General features: G+C 57.2%; 10 protein-coding genes. 6 read left to right on the top strand and 4 right to left on the bottom strand.

Annotated features, from left to right (window positions below; all coding sequences use genetic code 11):
• The first annotated feature begins 73 nt into the window (after positions 1 to 73).
• From nifA to XH79_RS14780, 4 genes are all read left to right on the top strand, one after another.
• A complete protein-coding gene (gene nifA / locus XH79_RS14765) occupies positions 74 to 1,825 on the top strand; it encodes a nif-specific transcriptional activator NifA (protein ID WP_442869954.1) in 1,752 nt (583 codons plus the stop codon).
• Positions 1,826 to 2,361: 536 nt separating this feature from the next.
• Complete coding sequence (locus tag XH79_RS14770) at positions 2,362 to 3,228, top strand: electron transfer flavoprotein subunit beta/FixA family protein (protein ID WP_271526439.1); 867 nt, start codon at positions 2,362 to 2,364, stop codon at positions 3,226 to 3,228.
• 1,191 nt (positions 3,229 to 4,419) lie between these two features.
• Positions 4,420 to 5,580: a GFA family protein gene (locus tag XH79_RS14775; RefSeq protein WP_271526438.1), complete on the top strand. Its 1,161-nt coding sequence runs from the start codon at positions 4,420 to 4,422 to the stop codon at positions 5,578 to 5,580.
• Positions 5,580 to 6,245: a 2OG-Fe(II) oxygenase gene (locus XH79_RS14780; RefSeq protein ID WP_271526437.1), complete on the top strand. Its 666-nt coding sequence runs from the start codon at positions 5,580 to 5,582 to the stop codon at positions 6,243 to 6,245. Before XH79_RS14775 ends, XH79_RS14780 begins: the two co-directional genes overlap by 1 nt.
• 285 nt (positions 6,246 to 6,530) lie before the next feature.
• On the opposite strand, the gene XH79_RS14785 is transcribed toward XH79_RS14780, so the two are convergent.
• The 4 genes from XH79_RS14785 to trpD form a co-directional block, all read right to left on the bottom strand.
• Entirely contained in the window at positions 6,531 to 7,841 is a 1,311-nt protein-coding gene (locus tag XH79_RS14785) for a peptide ligase PGM1-related protein (RefSeq protein WP_271526436.1), read from the bottom strand.
• An 859-nt stretch (positions 7,842 to 8,700) separates the two neighbouring features.
• Positions 8,701 to 8,964, bottom strand: a complete 264-nt coding sequence (locus XH79_RS14790; RefSeq protein WP_271526435.1) for a hypothetical protein — start codon at positions 8,962 to 8,964, stop codon at positions 8,701 to 8,703.
• Positions 8,965 to 9,032: 68 nt separating this feature from the next.
• Positions 9,033 to 9,371 carry a hypothetical protein gene (locus tag XH79_RS14795; RefSeq protein ID WP_271582125.1) on the bottom strand — a complete coding sequence of 113 codons (339 nt, stop codon included), beginning with the start codon at positions 9,369 to 9,371 and terminating at the stop codon, positions 9,033 to 9,035.
• A gap of 911 nt (positions 9,372 to 10,282) precedes the next feature.
• Positions 10,283 to 11,296: an anthranilate phosphoribosyltransferase gene (gene trpD / locus XH79_RS14800; protein ID WP_271526434.1), complete on the bottom strand. Its 1,014-nt coding sequence runs from the start codon at positions 11,294 to 11,296 to the stop codon at positions 10,283 to 10,285.
• 1,810 nt (positions 11,297 to 13,106) lie between these two features.
• Between trpD and XH79_RS14805 the strand changes: the two genes are divergently transcribed.
• Together XH79_RS14805 and XH79_RS43280 are read left to right on the top strand one after the other, a co-directional pair.
• Positions 13,107 to 13,313 carry a hypothetical protein gene (locus XH79_RS14805; RefSeq protein ID WP_208757086.1) on the top strand — a complete coding sequence of 69 codons (207 nt, stop codon included), beginning with the start codon at positions 13,107 to 13,109 and terminating at the stop codon, positions 13,311 to 13,313.
• Positions 13,314 to 15,067: 1,754 nt separating this feature from the next.
• Positions 15,068 to 15,475: a DUF7694 domain-containing protein gene (locus tag XH79_RS43280; protein WP_442868885.1), complete on the top strand. Its 408-nt coding sequence runs from the start codon at positions 15,068 to 15,070 to the stop codon at positions 15,473 to 15,475.
• The last annotated feature ends 393 nt before the right edge of the window (positions 15,476 to 15,868 follow it).

Consider the following 15,868-nt stretch of genomic DNA (forward strand, 5'->3'; position numbering starts at 1 on the left):
TGACATGCAAAACGAAGCTCGCCAATCCGGACATTGCTCCAGGGAGGATGATCAAGACAACGGAGACAGGCTCATGCTGCACATTCCTTCCTCAAGCGAAAGACCTGCCTCGCAACCGGAGCCGGAGCGTAAGCCCCCGGGGGAGCCGTCGCATGAGAGCGCGCTGACCGGCATCTTCGAAATATCGAACATACTCAATGCTCCTGGTCGGCTCGAAGTCACTTTGGCCAACGTCCTGGCTGTTCTGCAATCGTTTGTGCCGATGCGACACGGCATCGTCTCACTGTTCAGGGATGACGGCATGCCAGAAATTACAGTCGGCGCCGGCTGGAGCGAAGGCACTGGCGAGCGTTACCGGAGCTGCCTGCCGCAGAAAGCAATCGACGAGATTGTAACGACAGGTAGGCCTCTTGTCGTCGAGAACGTAGCCGCCGAGCCGGCCTTCAGCGCTGCCGACCGGGAGGTTCTCGGCGCCTCCGAGAGTATGCCGGTAGCATTCATCGGGGTTCCGATTCGTATTGATCAGGGGGTCGTTGGCACGCTGACGATCGACCGTATCCCGGAAGATAGTTCAGGTCTCCGGCTCGAGTACGATACGCGGCTGCTCACCATGGTCGCCAACCTGGTGGGACAAGCAGTAAAGTTACATCGCGTGTTCGCCAGCGATCGCGAGCCATTGTTAGTGGACAAAGACCGGCTAGAGAAGCAGATAGTTGACGGTGGGCCGCCCGCTCGCGAGCGCAAAAAGCTTCACGCCCACGCGATCATTGGCGACAGCCCGGCGCTGAGCGGGCTGCTCGAGAAGATTGCGGTTGTAGCCAGATCAAACAGCACGGTTCTGCTGCGCGGCGAATCCGGCACCGGCAAGGAGCTCGTAGCCAAGGCCATTCACGAGTCCTCGGCCCGTGCTAAGCGGCCGTTCGTTAAGCTGAATTGCGCGGCGCTCCCTGAGACGGTTCTGGAATCGGAATTGTTTGGCCATGAGAAAGGTGCCTTTACCGGTGCTGTCAGCTCCCGCAAGGGGCGCTTCGAACTTGCTGATAAAGGGTCGCTATTTCTTGACGAGATCGGCGAGATCTCAGCTCCGTTCCAGGCGAAGTTGCTGCGAGTTCTGCAAGAGCAGGAGTTCGAGCGCGTCGGCAGCAATCACACGATTAAAGTCGATGTTCGAGTTATAGCTGCGACCAACCGGAACCTTGAAGAGGCCGTGGCAAGGAGCGAGTTCCGCGCGGACCTCTATTATCGTATTAGCGTAGTGCCCTTGTTGTTGCCGCCGCTGCGCGAAAGACGCAGTGATATTCCGCTGCTCGCCAGAGAGTTCCTCAGAAAGTTCAACAGCGAGAACGGCCGTACGCTCACTCTGGAGGCGAGCGCGATCGAAGTACTGATGAGCTGTGGCTTTCCGGGAAATGTCCGCGAACTCGAAAACTGCATCGAGCGAACAGCGACGCTGTGTGCCGGATCATCGATTGTGAGAAGTGACTTTGCATGCAGCCAAGACCAGTGCCTTTCCACGATGCTGTGGAAAAGCACATCGCACGGCAAAACAGACCAAGCGGCACCGATGCAACCGATGCCTGCAAAGCCTATCATTCCGCTAGCTGAAACGACCCCGCCGCCGCAGTCTGGCTGCGAACTGGCCTCACTGGCACCTCCTGGCACGGTTCTCGTTGGTGGTGCGAGGATGGCCGATCGCGAGCGGGTCATTGCGGCCATGGAAAAATCTGGCTGGGTCCAGGCCAAGGCAGCGCGCCTACTTGGACTAACCCCGCGCCAAATCGGCTACGCGCTGAGGAAATACGGAATCGAGATAAAGCGGTTCTGAACGACCACATCGGTCGGAACTGATACCGCCAAATCGATAGGTGAAGACGATCCGCCTAAGCCAGTCCATGCAATCTGAAGGGAATGGGTCCGTCCGCGGCGACGACCTGGCTGCGAGCGCTGCGACCGCGAGGAGGGCTGATCTGTTCGGTCAGAGATGGAGCGTGCGCCATGAGAGCCTCGCCTGCGGGTCATACAATCGCGAACCGCCGGTTGCTCGTCACGAAGAGCTATCATCCCGGTGCTCAATCAAACCGGATTAGCGAACCAAATGCTTATTGACCCTCGATCGGTCTGATGCGCGCAGGTGATTAGCGGCAGTCATCCGCAAGCAGCCGTCATTTGCCTGGCGTGCGCTGCGGAACAGCGCTGTGTCGGAGCCCTGACTTGTGTCGTCATTCGTTCGTCGGCAGAGCAGCCTAGAGAGACGCATTAGCCGGTTTGAGCCTTTGTGACCGCAAGCCGAGTCCAAAACCGCGGGGATGGTACAACACTTGCTGTTCTCTTCGCAGCTGACGCAAGTTTAGGAGCAACCCCGTGCATAATGTTGTCTGCATCAAACAAGTGCCGGACTCGGCGCAGATCCGCGTGCACCCCGTAACCAATACAATCATGCGTCAGGGAGTGCCGACCATCATCAACCCATATGACCTCTTCGCGCTCGAGGCCGCGCTGGAGCTGCGCGATCGGTTCGGCGGTGAAATTACCGTGCTTACCATGGGACCGCCATCGGCCGAGGAGTCCTTGAGAAAGGCACTGACCTATGGTGCTGATCGCGCCGTCCTACTCACCGATCGCTGCTTTGCGGGATCCGATACGCTGGCCACAACGTATGCACTTGCAACAGCGATCCGGAAAATTGGTAAGGAATATGGCCGGACAAACCTCATCTTCACGGGAAAGCAGACCATCGACGGCGATACTGCGCAGGTCGGTCCCGGCATCGCAAAGCGACTGGGCGTAGGCCAACTAACTTACGTTGCGAAGGTCAGATCCCTGGACGTCACCAATCAAACAATAGAAGCTGAGCGACGCTCGGAAGGTGGTGTGCAGGTTCTGCACACCAGATTGCCCTGCCTCATCACCATGCTTGAGGCGACGAATCAGATTCGTCGTGGCGCGATGCCGGATGCCTTACGTGCCGCGCGTGCCCAAATCGTGAAATGGAGCGCGCAAGATGCCGGTATCGAAGACATCTCCAAATGCGGGCTCAAGGGCTCGCCAACTGTCGTCAAGCGTGTGTTCGCTCCCTCTGCGCGGGCCGAGAAGGCGGCGTTGGTCGAGTGCGCCGAGCAACCGGCGCAGGCGTTGATAGACGCAATTTTCTCGCATCAACCGAAGCTCGAAACCGATCTTGCGGCGCTTGCTCGTGAGGCTCGATCTGGAGAGTCCAGGCAATCGTAGCAGTTACGCTCCAAGGAATGTATCAATGCCGCGCCGTGTCGATGAGCGCGCAACATGTACCTAGGAATCTCGACCAGCTGCCAAGAGAGTCTGCTATGGCGTCCGTCGATCTCGCGATCAACCGGGGCCGCATGGTCCGTAGACGACGCTATGGTTACGGTCGATGCCCGGAATCGCACGGGTTTGTCGGGATACGGCCAAACGTGCCTGGGCATATTCCAGATCCTCCGTTCGGTCGTGTTCGACGGCGAAGGCCACTGCTTCCCCTTTAACGATCGCGAGCGAAGACGGAATACGTCAGCGACCCTCGTCACCATACTAGCGCAGCGCTGTGCGCGCCAAAAGCGCTGTCGCTGGCTTTAGGGCGCAAAGCCAATCTATGCGGCGCACTCGAGGCAATCTCCACGGTTCAGCAGCCCCGTACGCATGTGAACGGCTGCTGGCCGTTCGCTGTTTGGTTCCTAACGGCGGTGCGCAGCCTCTCAAGTGCATGCACTTGCAATGAGGAGAGGTCACGAGCGTATAGCAACCTCTTCGGACTCTTGCGAACCGAATTCGAGGGTTGGCATGATGATTGCTGTGAGCCAGTAACAACTAAGAGGTGGTGATCGCGAACCCGACCCACCAGAGACCGGAGGCCATATGAGCTCGGTAGGTACAAATTGGATTTGCAATGCTGTACCAAGCTGACAGCGCTTCGATGAAATGGCAGCAGCAACCGCGAGGGCTTGGCTCATTCGCCCCGGATCGCGAAAGCTGCAAGCTCGCCGAGCGAGCAGATGCGCTACTCGCGCACGCGACATTAGCCTCAGCATGGCGTGGGCGGCGAAGTATCCACGATGAGCCTCCACGCGCATGCTGGCCGTGGCTGGCATTGCCGCATCGGATTGCTGGTGGACCGGAAACCAACGGATCCTCGCCGCTCCATCAATGAACGCATTCCCTTCGATGTGCATGAGCGGGACAGAGCATGCCGCTGTCTGCCCCGCCAAGGAAAATACGAAAGTCCGCCAGAAAGGTGAACGCAGTCATAGGCCCTTCGAAGTCAATGAACTCAGGACGGTTAATAGTGGGCCCGAATACGGAGTTGCTTCGTCAACGACCGGTTCGCTTCTCATCTGCAAGGGTCAAATGACATCTCGAGCGTCTCAATTTGCACCGGATCAGCCTCCGAGGATATCCTGCGAGTACTTGACCGAGCAAGCGCAAGCCTTGTTCGGTCCGCATCCGTTCGCTTCGCAGATGTCCCAAGATCAGGTCGCCAGCCTGCTGCCTGAATACCTGGCGATGTCACAGGCGTTCCCGTACCTACAGGCAGGGTCCCAAAGGGATCTCATATTCGATGCGATGGATCAAAATCGGGATCTTGCGAGGGACATTGAATTAACCAGCGTGGTCGCCAATTTTATCTGCTGGGATGAGACCGGCGGCCATGGCCGGATTCTCCAGGGCGGCAAGGCGGCGCTACCCGATATTCTTTTGACGGAATACTTTCACTCCAACCTCTTGAGAAAGGATGCCTCGCAACTACTCGGCAGAGCAATACTGCCCAACTATAGCGACAGGACGAAGCAGTACCTGCATTCTCTCTATGCCGGATTGTCATCGAAAGACGCCCTGGTTCGTTGCGCCTACATGGTCGCGTTTGAACTCCATGCTGCGGATATGATCCAGTCGCTGTGGACCAGTCTGGTAAAGACCTTCAAGGCGCGGCCGGACGATCTCGAGTATTTTCGCGTTCATGTCGGTGGAGAGGATCCTGCGGAGAGGTACCACGGAGACATGACAGGCCGGCTGATTGGTAAACTCGTGCCGGCTGGGAGTAGTGATCGCTTTTTGGATGAATTCGGTCGAGCCTATGAGCTCAGCGTCCAGTGGTGCCGCGATCTGCTCGGAATGGCCGTGCGCACGGGAGATGATCACTCCGAGATCCAACATCGTGGGCGTTGTCATTGTGGCTCTATCAAGTTCCACGTCAGTGCGCCCCGAGAGCTGTCCGCAGTTCGATGCAATTGCTCAATTTGTCAAATGTCTGGATTTGTCCACTTGCTCGTAACTGGCGATAAGCTACGCATCGAGTGCGGTGAAGAATTCCTCACTACGTACCAGTTCAACAAGAACATTGCTCGGCACACGTTTTGCCGGCTTTGTGGCGTAAAGCCATTCTATAGGCCGAGGTCGAGCCCCTCCGGGTTCAGCGTAAATGTTCGATGTCTAGATAGAAGGACGATCGAGCGCATAAGAATAACTGAGTTCGACGGCGAGCATTGGGAGCAAGCATTCGCGTCAATGCACCGGGACCCGGAGTCATGCTTCGAAAATCAAAGGAGTGAGCTCGAATGGCGCGCGTAATGAATGATAAATCCCGTCTGCTTACAGAAGAAGTCCTGACAAAGTACCGCGTAGAGCTGTTAGTAAAAGGGACGGTCGTGATCGCCCCGCAGATATTATTCACGCAAGACGACTTGGCCAAGATCGATCAGCTGCAGGCTGATATCCCGGAAGAAGAAGTGCGGGAGGGAGATGCCGGCGACTTGCACAGGGTCTTTGTCAAGCGCGTGAGGGTAGACCCGCCGGGCCGCGCGCCTAGCAACGTGAGTGGGACAGCTGCACGGCAGATCATGGAGCTACTCGAAAGTAAAGACCGCAGCTTCGCGCTAAGCAGGATATTCGGAGCATCCTCAGATTACGTGGTTCGCCGATGCCAAATGCATCGTATGCCGCCGGGGTCCTTTGTCGGCATCCATTTGGACGCGGAGAGCGATCCGGATTTCGAGTACTCGGTGATTGTGCAGCTAACGAGAGACTTCAACGGCGGCGAATTCGTGGTATATCCAACGGGGTACGAACAACACGTATTCCGACCGCCATTTGGCGCCGTGATTGTCACAACATGTAAGGTGCGGCATGAGGTAAGGCCGGTGTTGAGCGGGGAACGCCGATCCCTCGTGTACTTCTGTTCGAAACGCGGCGGCGCGAACCGCCGGGTCATCGAAGGTCCTACCGCTCGGCTTTAGGGTGGCGCCTGATATGGTTCTCTGAGAATCGGGCGGCTCTCCGGAGAATTAGATTGCTTTCCCATCTTGTGGTCAGACTGACCTTCGTAAGGTCTGGGACAATTCTTGTCGGAAGAGATGGCTAACATTGATCTCTGTACGGCCACGACACATCATCCGACCAAAGCTTACTAGGTGCTTGTGGCCATCTTCGTCGCTGCGTGAAACCACGGGGGGCGCGTCGGCGGTGCGCGATAGTGTACCCCCGGGCAGCTGCGCCAAATTGAGCGGCTGACGGTTTGTTTGCTAGGACCTCAACAGTCGGTGTTGCTGATCGTGGGCCGCGGGCCTGTTGGGCGCAATCACAACACACTCCACAGTGCCAGCCTCTTCGTCGGCGGCAAGCGGGATCACGCCCTCCTTACGGGTGCGGTCAAATATAAGTCCGTCTTTGACGAAACGATCATGCGCGGCTTGGAAGGATGGTGATCGGACATTTCTTACTGACAAAACAACGTTGGAACCGGAATAGTCGAAGCCTAGCAGACGAATGGCGATGTCGTGTAACACCGAGCCGCCACCCCAGCGGCCGTTCGCTTCATTGAACAGCAACCGTCCATCTTTAGCGAAAATGGCGTCGATGTTGATCATTCCGCGATATCCCAGGTCGCGCGCTAGTGCCACAAATCGGTAGGCATGCGCCTGGGCAGCCAACCATTGCTCATTCTCCAGGTCGCTAGGAAGCTCGAGCCCGGTCCAGATCAGAGCTCTTTCGGATCGGTCTGTGCTTTTGCGCAGACGTATGCTTCCACTATTGATAAAGGCGATTGATGCATCATCCTGGATTGCATACTCGAGATAGAACAAAGATTGGGCCAAGTGGTACGATTCCACGACAAGCGTCTTACACGAGGCTGTTGTCATCTCAGACCAAAGTGCTTCGGGATCAAACGACGGCCACGAAATCCACCTTGTATCCCTGGCTCCAGGTAGCGGATCGCTCTTAGTGCTGGTCAAGATGACATTTCCGACTCCACCAGCTCCATTATCCAACTTTACAATGACCCTGCCGGTCTCGGATTTGAGGGAGGTGACGGCTTCGAATAGTCCATTTGGGTCTGTCGCGACCGACCCATGAGGGAGCGGAAGTGCGACGCTGGTTGCCAATTGGCGGAAGTGGCTCTTGCGATTCAACAGATCAGGCCCGCGCTGCAAAGCGAACTCGTCACCGGTGTTCGGTATGCCTAGCATGGCCGCCAGGCGTGCGACGCCTTCGGTCGGGTAGCAGGGATACAATCGCCAGGCTGATTTCTGACGAAGATGTCTTTTGATTCGCTCGACAACAGTCTTGGACAGCAACGTACAGTCATCGAGGATCGTCGATTGGCGGCTCGCAGGTACAAGCAGGCGAAGACTCGATACATCGAAATCGAGCGTCCCGCCAATGAAGGATAGCAGATCCGCCGGGATGACGACCGGGGAGACTATCAGGTCGCCCTCCTGAGCAAACCACGCTGAACGATATGCCGAGTTGGCGGCCAGCGAAAGTTGAGCTTTTGTTAGATGGGCGCCGGACATCTGAGGCGTACCGGCATTCATAATTATGATTCGCGGCATTCTCGACTCCGGGTATCTGGACGTGATCAGGATGGGATCGCATGACAACCATGATGTCTTTGCCATGCCGTGGTGAGGCTCTGAGAGAGGAGAGGTTTTTGCGCCGTCTCGAGTCACCTACGATGTAGCGCGAGAGAACGGCTTGTTTCCGATCTGCAGATTTCGCTTGACAGCTTGGTCGCGTGGCAAGTCGCTTCAGACGAGCTTTACGTCGCCTAGCGCGGTGTTCGGAGCCGTTCGCGTGAAATGATGTCGCGGGGGACACTAGAATTGGTTGTGACCTAATAGGTGCGATCAGCGCTTCCTCGATCCTGCCGCCCCGTTGCTTGGTCACATAACCGCCCGGTGCTTCTTCCCAGCGCGCATCGGCTCGACCGACCAGCTGCATTCGGCTGCAGCTGGATATTCCGTAAGCGCTCGCTCTATTCTTGCTATATGGATATTTTCGCTTGAAATAGTCGAGTGTTGTGTTGCCGCCGTGAAGCGGAAAAGTTCCATCGGTGTCGTAGCATTCAATGTCCCCGGCGACGCTGGGAATCTCGGGTCGGTCTCCTCTCTGGACACCAAAGCGGCTTTCGAAGGTACGAGAGGCCCGCTCTATGTGTCGACTGACGACATAGCTGGGCGTCTTCCGGTCGAAATGGATTACGGTCTTGTCGAGAGTATACGTATTTTGTCGCTCGACCAGGGTCGAGCAATCCAGTCGGCTATTCATGTGTATCAGGTCCGCACATTATGTCTGCGCCGACGCGCTTCAATGGAAGCCCGGATCCTGGCGATGCCCGGGTGATATGCTTCGGTTGCCCCTTGTACACGCTATGATCACAGCGTCTTGGCAGAACCCGGCTCTTGATGGCTGTCATGGGGTGCGACGGACGGATATCGCTCGAGGCAGATCTGCCGATCGATCACTCACTTCGCTCTGCTCTGCTGCGCTCGTGTGCATCTGTCGGTAATGATAGGCGCACCACGAAGAGGTTTTCTTGCCGCGCCTTTGATATACGGGCTCGCCGCACATATAGGCCGCTCTCATATCTTTATCCTTGAAGCCGATGATGTAACGGCACTGGCCTTCAATATGATCAATTAACAGGACCTTCTTAAGGCCGTCCGGGTCTTTCAACGTTCTGCTCCAGCATGCCAAGCAATGTCTTCGGTGCCGCGCTGGTTGCGCGAAGTCACACGCGCGGGTCACTCCTCGAAAACCTGCGCCGGCTCACGATCTGGCACACCTTGCGCGATCGAAATGCCTTGCCAGGTGCGGGAAGGCTTTTGAAAGTAGTGGGTTCGGCAAACTGATTTTTGCGTTGCTGCGCGAGACGAGGGGCTTGTTAGCAAAGCAGCGCCACCTAGGGCCGTAGGATAGAGTTCCACGCCGACAAATGCTGACCTTATCGGCGCGGAGCGGTCGTCGACAGCCGCATGGTTCGGATCAGAAATGCCGAACCATTTATGGCTACGTGCGAGCTCTGCCGCCGCACCTCGCTGCACAGCCCTCCCGAGCGACGGGTTATAGAGAATGAGGAGCATGAGCGGCCATCGGTCCGCGGATCTGACCAGCTGAGGCATTCGAAGTCCTTCAACACCCAGATGGGTGTCACCCCAGGAGCCTACGATTTAACGCTACGTCAGATTCAAGCCTTTTCCGTCGGTCTACGGGAAAGTGGCCAAGCTCACGCTGGCCCAAGCAGCCCGCCAAGGGGCTGTCGCAAGCATGTCAGCGCTGCCCTGGTTGGGCTGGGCTGTAGCCCTGTGAGGCCTTTGATGAGAGATTCGACGAATGCCCGGCGGCGTGTCCAACGCACGTTGGTCGCTGACTTCCGACGAAAGTTTGAGTTGCTCACGGGGCGTATGCGGGAATCACCATCGTCGGTCGGTCTGAGAAGGGCGAGAGTCGCGGCGCTTAGCAATCTCGATTAGCCACCGCTGGACGAGCGAGCAGATCGAAGCCCGGTTGGCGGCATGTTTTAAGCGTCTGCGTAAATGTAGACGGAATCGGCGCGCCTAATGCGCTCTCAGGAGAACACGCTGTTTTGCCTCGAGAAGATGCTCATCTAGGGTCTCGTGCAGCGCACGCCGCAGCTCTGGCGGGATCGAGCTATCTGTATCGATCAATTCCCGAAACTTCCGAATGATGTGCTCTATCGTTGCGATCGTTCCGAGTGTTTCAGTCCTTTGCCAAGGCATCACCGATTATCTCCTTTGGCGCGCAACGCACGTTGCGGCGCGAGTCCTCACCTCAGCGACCTGGCCTCGAACAGCCTCTAGTAGATGAAGGGGGGGCTGTCGGGTCACGTGCTCAGGCGAGTTGTTTTGACAAAGACTTAGCCGGTGGCGCTCACTCAAATTCCGCAGAACTGACGCGTATTGCGGCTGCAATATTTTCGCGCGCGTAAGTTGCACTCTTGACGGCATTGATCGAGCATCAGCCAACTCGGTTCTCAGGCGTTTGAAACCGCGATCAAGCGATTCAACCGGGCGGCTGCCGCGCCGCGATCAAGTGATTCTTGTCCAAGTGCCACGCCTTCCTGTAGGTTCGAGGCACGCCCGGCCACGACCAGTGCCGCCGCCGCGTTCAAAAGTGCGGCATCACGAAAACGTCCTGGCAAGCCATCAAGCACTTTTTGTAACGCAGCGGCGCGAGCCTCAACATCACAGTTCTCCAACGCATCCGCGCGGTAGCGGGGGAGCCCGGCTTCTTCCGGCGTCACTTCGAACGTGCGGACTGTACCGGCCTCAACCGCAGCAACGAAGCTTGTCCCGGTGAGGGATATTTCGTCGAGCCCGTCCGAGCCATGAACAACCCATACCGAATCGGCGCCCAGGTTGTTCAAGACGTACGCCAGAGGCTGCACCCATTCGGGAGTGAACACTCCAAGGATCTGCCGCTTGACCCCGGCCGGATTGGACAGGGCCTCGATCAGGTTGAACATCGTGTGGGTTCCAAGCACGCTCCGGATCTGGCTGATACGCTGCATCGCAGGATAGCCGGCTGACGCAAACATGAAGCCAATGTCGGCTTCGTGCACACAACGTGCAATCGCGTCAGGCTTGAGATCGACCTTTACGCCGAGGCGCCCCAACACGTCTGCGATGCTCGAGCGCAAGGATGCAGCGGGGCTGACATTCTTGGCGACGGGAACGCCGACCCCGGCGACGATGAAAGAGGCGCACGTCGATACGTTGAGCGAACACATAGCGGTATCGCTCGTGCCAGTGATATCGATGGGGTCGCATCGCATTTCCACCTTGGGCATTATATTTCGCATTGCGGATGCGGCGCCGGTGACTTCTTCGACTGTCTCGCCGCGGACCCTCATCCCAATCAACAAGCCACCGATTTGCGAGGGAGTTGCGTCACCCGTCAGCATGCTGTCGAACGCTGACGCAGCCTCTTCACGCGTCAGAGTGGCGCCGCTGGCAACTTTGGCGATGATCGACTTGAGCGGTTCCATCGAGCTTTACACGTTCCTTTGTCCAATCTGCGGCCTGACCGTTCAGCCAACGCGCCTTTGCAAACCGGATGCCTTGTCGCAGCTGCCGGTCTATTCGCACGCGCAGTGTCGCACTTGTCCTTGAGGCGGCCGTCAGCTGAACGTGGGCATCGGTGGCGACGCTACAACCTGACGCTACGTGAGGGTCAAGCTCTCTCCATCGATGGTGCCGTCGATAGGATAGTGGCGGCTAGTCTTGGCTTTCCGGGCGCCGGCGTAGCGGAGCCGCTGATGGGCTTCCCACGCACTATGAGTATATCGTGCTGAAGAGTTCAGGCCGCGCTCAGCTGGCTCTACGAAATAAATTCGCCGGGCGCAAATGAGCCTGTGCGCGACAGCCTTCAAGAAGCGAGGACGCGTCCTTGATCCGCCCGCATGAAGAGGTGAGCCGCCCGGCGCCCCTCGAGTGACGTGTTGCATGTCAAGCTGGGGCGACGTCTTTGGAGAGGAGGCGGACGGACAGGTCTCAGCATCTTCATTTCGAGCCGCTGCTCTTATTGCTGATGTCCCGCCCGGAGATCACGTCGCGACATTGCTGACTGAGGCGATCTTGCCTGGATCTGAGGCAGGCAGTGATAGCGGTGCGATCTGGTATTTGACTACTACAAAGGCGGAACACGTCTTCCATGCAGGCCTCTTTCTCCTCTGCGGTCGGCGTTCGATCACGCGCGTTGAGCGGCCCGAGCATTACAGTTGTCATTGCCAGGCCAAGAGCGACGGGGCGGTAGGAGAGTCTGAGGCACGAAGCCAACTGAATTCGTTGTTTTCGATTCATGACATTTCTTTGATTCGGTGGAGCTACTTATTGTTCTTGCCCCGCGGAGCGATCACCTGCCAACCGTACGGAGCGCGTCATCTGTCCAGCATGACAGGGACGACACCTTCCATACCGGCAGAGCCTCACGAAAGGGGGAAGTACTAGCGGTTGCGCCGACGCAGCAGATGATCTTTTTGGAGCTGCTGGTGGTTGTGCGGCCGGTGCATGCCTCGATGTCTCGTGGCATTGCTTGGGCCCGCCTGACATGACCTGAGGGACTATGGGGCGGCCTAATCGTAGGCCGATGAGTGACGGAGGACTCGGCGCGATGCCGGCTCGAAGCGGCACAGGCCAGCTCTGGCGAGGCAAAGAGATCAGGCAAACCAGATGTGCTTAGGTCGTTGTTGATGACGCATTCGGACTTGCAAGCGCGACGATGATGACGCGCTGAGACAATGTTTAGTATCATCGCCCTTCTGTTCCACTTTATGTGAAGAGGTTGGGTGGGGTTGTCTGTGAGGTAGGTCTCGTCTTGCGTTGGGTCAGGGGAGACTGCGGTGATAGGAGTCCTGCCGTGCAGACTCCGCAACGCGCGATTTCGTCCAGCAGTGACAGGAATAGCATTCGATCAATCGCGGGCAGGTCTGCATCGGAATGATGTTAGGCTCTCTATTCGATCGTCCTGGGCGAGTGTAGGTACTTGAGACATTGGCAATTCTCGTAAACTGTCAGGAATCACGCGATTGTCAGAGGTGATCTCCACTTGTCTAGAACCCTACAATCTGACGCTGCGTGCGATTCAAGTCTCTTCTCGGGACCGATGGTCTTAAGATGTCGGTGCCTGTGCATTGTTCCTACAAGGATCGTCTGCAACGCGTACTTAGCCGTTTCTGAATTATTAGCCTGGACTGGGCCTGACTGCTTCGGAAGCCGCGGCGGCGAGCGTGGCTCCTACGTGATGATACGGAGCGTCGGTGTCGCAATTCTTTGATCTACGAGTTGCATGCTCTCGGCATGAATTCGAAAAGCAAACTCTACCAGCCCGATCACTGGCTAGGCCGCGCGGAAGCAACGCGAAAGAAAGCGGCAGGGCTCGATGACGGAAAAGCCAAAGACAGGCTGCTTAAGATCGCCTTGGAATACGACAAGTTAGCGCGGCGTGCCCTCGTGTGGCAGATGCGCAAAAACGAGGACGATACGTGGCCTGAGCAAGAGCTTTAGAGCGTCGCTACCTCACATAAAGGCCTCAGCCTGTTATACCCGCTCCAATGGCTAGGCAGACATCGCTCAGCAAGCGAGTCAATCCCGCCTGCAGGGGCGTTGCGGGAGCCGGGACCTTTCACATGATGGGAATGGGGAGTACTCGTTCTCACTTGCAGTCAATCCGTTGCGCCTAACGAGGACGCCAAGATGCCAACTGCGTACGGACGCATTGACCTGCTACTGGTCAATGTTTGGCACTTGGTCGCGGCTGCAACGCATGTCAGTGTCGCCAATTTGAGCCATCGGGGTTATGCGTCGACCTCCCCTTTGCGACCGCCGGAGCAGCGCATTCTATATCCAGGTAGCAGTGAAATGCGCACTGGCATCAGCCCTGGTGGCCGCGGCTTGGGATAGGCCCTAGGAGCCGCCTCGCGCGGTTGCCACGCGCGAGAGTCTTTCAGAAGAACGATGTGATGACCCAGTAGATTCCAGCCCAAAGCAGCGCATTTATGAGAAGTGCGGCGCAAAGGCCCCAGTTCAACCTCTTCCGGGGTTGCAGGGAGGGACGATCGGCGCCGAAATGCTTGACCATTGAGTGCTTTGTTGCGCGCCAATGTGTCGTTTCATCGCGCTCCGCGCAGGTCGACAGAAATATGCCAAGCTTTGCATGCCTCCTATCACTCATAAGTTAGCAGTCCTCTTTCGTAGGCAGTATGAGAATCGATGATAGTTGCCTGACGACCACTCGGCCGATTGATTGCTCATGCATCCTTGGTACAGCAAGGTCGCGTTCTGGCAGCACAGCAAGCGACATGCCAGGAGGTAGAACTGTCGACAGCGCGTTTGATGAGATGGGTTCGTCACACGAAGCAGTTGCGCGACGTCGAAGTCGCGACATTTATGTCGGAAACGACACCCCCATTAGCAGCAAAGGGTGAGCGCTTCGCGAGTGACATGCCCTAGACAACGCGTTAAGAGCTGCATCTTAGTGGCGCGGAAAAGATCGGGCGATACTCGCCGTTGCAGTCAATGAGATGACTATCCATTGTTCCTGACCGTTAGCTTACGACCAAGATCGCAGGCGACCCGCTGGATGTATCAGTTCGAAGAAGGGGCGTGCCAGACGTCCGCGGCTATCTGCACCGATTTGGACGCCATAGAACTGAATCATTTTCACATAAGTGGCGCATTAGGAACGCTGAGCCTTGGCGAGGAGGCCGCGAGTCATGAAGTACTCCCTCACGAAGCAAGTGGCCCCCACCTATCTGGTGCCGCTACTGGTGTTGCCAGCATCATGAGATCTAAATGTCGCCGCCAATCGGGGCGCGCCATGATGAAGGCCAATTCGTTGAAGAGGAGGTGGAGCCTCAACAGCCGCCAACTTCGTGTGCTCGAGCGCGATGTGCGCTCTGCCGGCGATGAGCAGTGAATGCCTGGCAGCGATGGCAAACTGCTTCGCCTCGGAGAGGCTCAATGACGCATTTACATAAGTAGCAGGAAGGTCCGATCGGTGGGTCAATTCGCCCAACGCGCAGACCGTGCTACCGCCCATGCTCGAGCAACCAGCGGCACCGAGGCCGCAATTCGAGCACGGGAGGAATAAGAGGCGCGTGAATGACGATAGACATCTACCGCTTTTGCGGATGGTACGCTGTAGACTGATTCAGGAACGCTGGGCCGAGAACCGAGAAGCTTGACTTGTTGTGCGACAACGTCATCTACGTAGAGCTTAGTGCTATCCAAGACCCAAAGGAGCGGGCGTGCGAGCGCAGATGATAGACAAGCTGGAGGCTGGCCGTGTGCAACATGGCCAGTTCGCTACTGCTCCGGGATCAGGACCTTGCGGTGTTTTCTTTGTACAGGGGCCCTGCGGGTGTGAACTCGAGATAACTGCATTTGTCCATCCTGGCTGGGAGCATGTCGCTGTTTCGACCCCGCGGCGTCGTCCAAACTGGGAGGAGATGTGCTTTGTCAAAGACCTGTTCTGGGATGAAGGGGAGAGCGTCATGCAATTGCATCCGGCACAATCGCGGTATGTGAATAACAGCCGATATTGCCTTCACTTGTGGAGCTCCACTTATCGAGACATTCCGATGACGTCCCCGAGCTTCGTAGGCGTCGTTGGATTAAGTCCCTCAGATGCGGCAACGTTGTTCGCGCGGATCAGCGCGACAGCATGACGGGCTGAGTTAACAACGTTCGAGCAGACGTGTCGAGCGGTTGCAGGAGCACAGGTTCCGCGTCCCGAAATGAGGTGTCACAAGCGGGTGCATGTCAGGCTCGCTCGACTGTTGCATTGTGCACGGCGGGCTGCTCTGAAATGCCGCTGTCAAACAGGAGCTTGCTAATGCACCCTGATTCGGGGGGAATGTCTGCGCCATTGTTATAGAGAGACCGATAGATCGTAATTTGGGTCTTGGCAGGTTCAAACCAGTTTTTGCGGATCTGCGCTGAAGGTGCCTGAGCGGCAGCAACGGCATCTCGCTGGCCGATGGCCGATCACGGAGCGATTTGAAAGACGCGAATTGCGCACTCTTTGGAGGCGAAGTTGTGCCGGCCGAGCGGCGCCCGCG

This window comes from Bradyrhizobium sp. CCBAU 45389, from assembly GCF_028128625.1.
GTDB classification, from domain to species: Bacteria; Pseudomonadota; Alphaproteobacteria; order Rhizobiales; family Xanthobacteraceae; genus Bradyrhizobium; species Bradyrhizobium liaoningense_B.

Bases quoted from the DNA above. Each gene is read 5' to 3' on its own strand.
- nifA (WP_442869954.1), top strand. From the start codon at position 74: ATGCTGCACATTCCTTCCTCAAGCGAAAGACCTGCCTCGCAACCGGAG.
- XH79_RS14780 (WP_271526437.1), top strand. From the start codon at position 5,580: ATGAATGATAAATCCCGTCTGCTTACAGAAGAAGTCCTGACAAAGTAC.
- XH79_RS14785 (WP_271526436.1), bottom strand. From the start codon at position 7,841: ATGCCGCGAATCATAATTATGAATGCCGGTACGCCTCAGATGTCCGGC.
- XH79_RS14795 (WP_271582125.1), bottom strand. From the start codon at position 9,371: ATGCTCCTCATTCTCTATAACCCGTCGCTCGGGAGGGCTGTGCAGCGA.
- trpD (WP_271526434.1), bottom strand. From the start codon at position 11,296: ATGGAACCGCTCAAGTCGATCATCGCCAAAGTTGCCAGCGGCGCCACT.
- XH79_RS14805 (WP_208757086.1), top strand. From the start codon at position 13,107: ATGAATTCGAAAAGCAAACTCTACCAGCCCGATCACTGGCTAGGCCGC.
- XH79_RS43280 (WP_442868885.1), top strand. From the start codon at position 15,068: ATGATAGACAAGCTGGAGGCTGGCCGTGTGCAACATGGCCAGTTCGCT.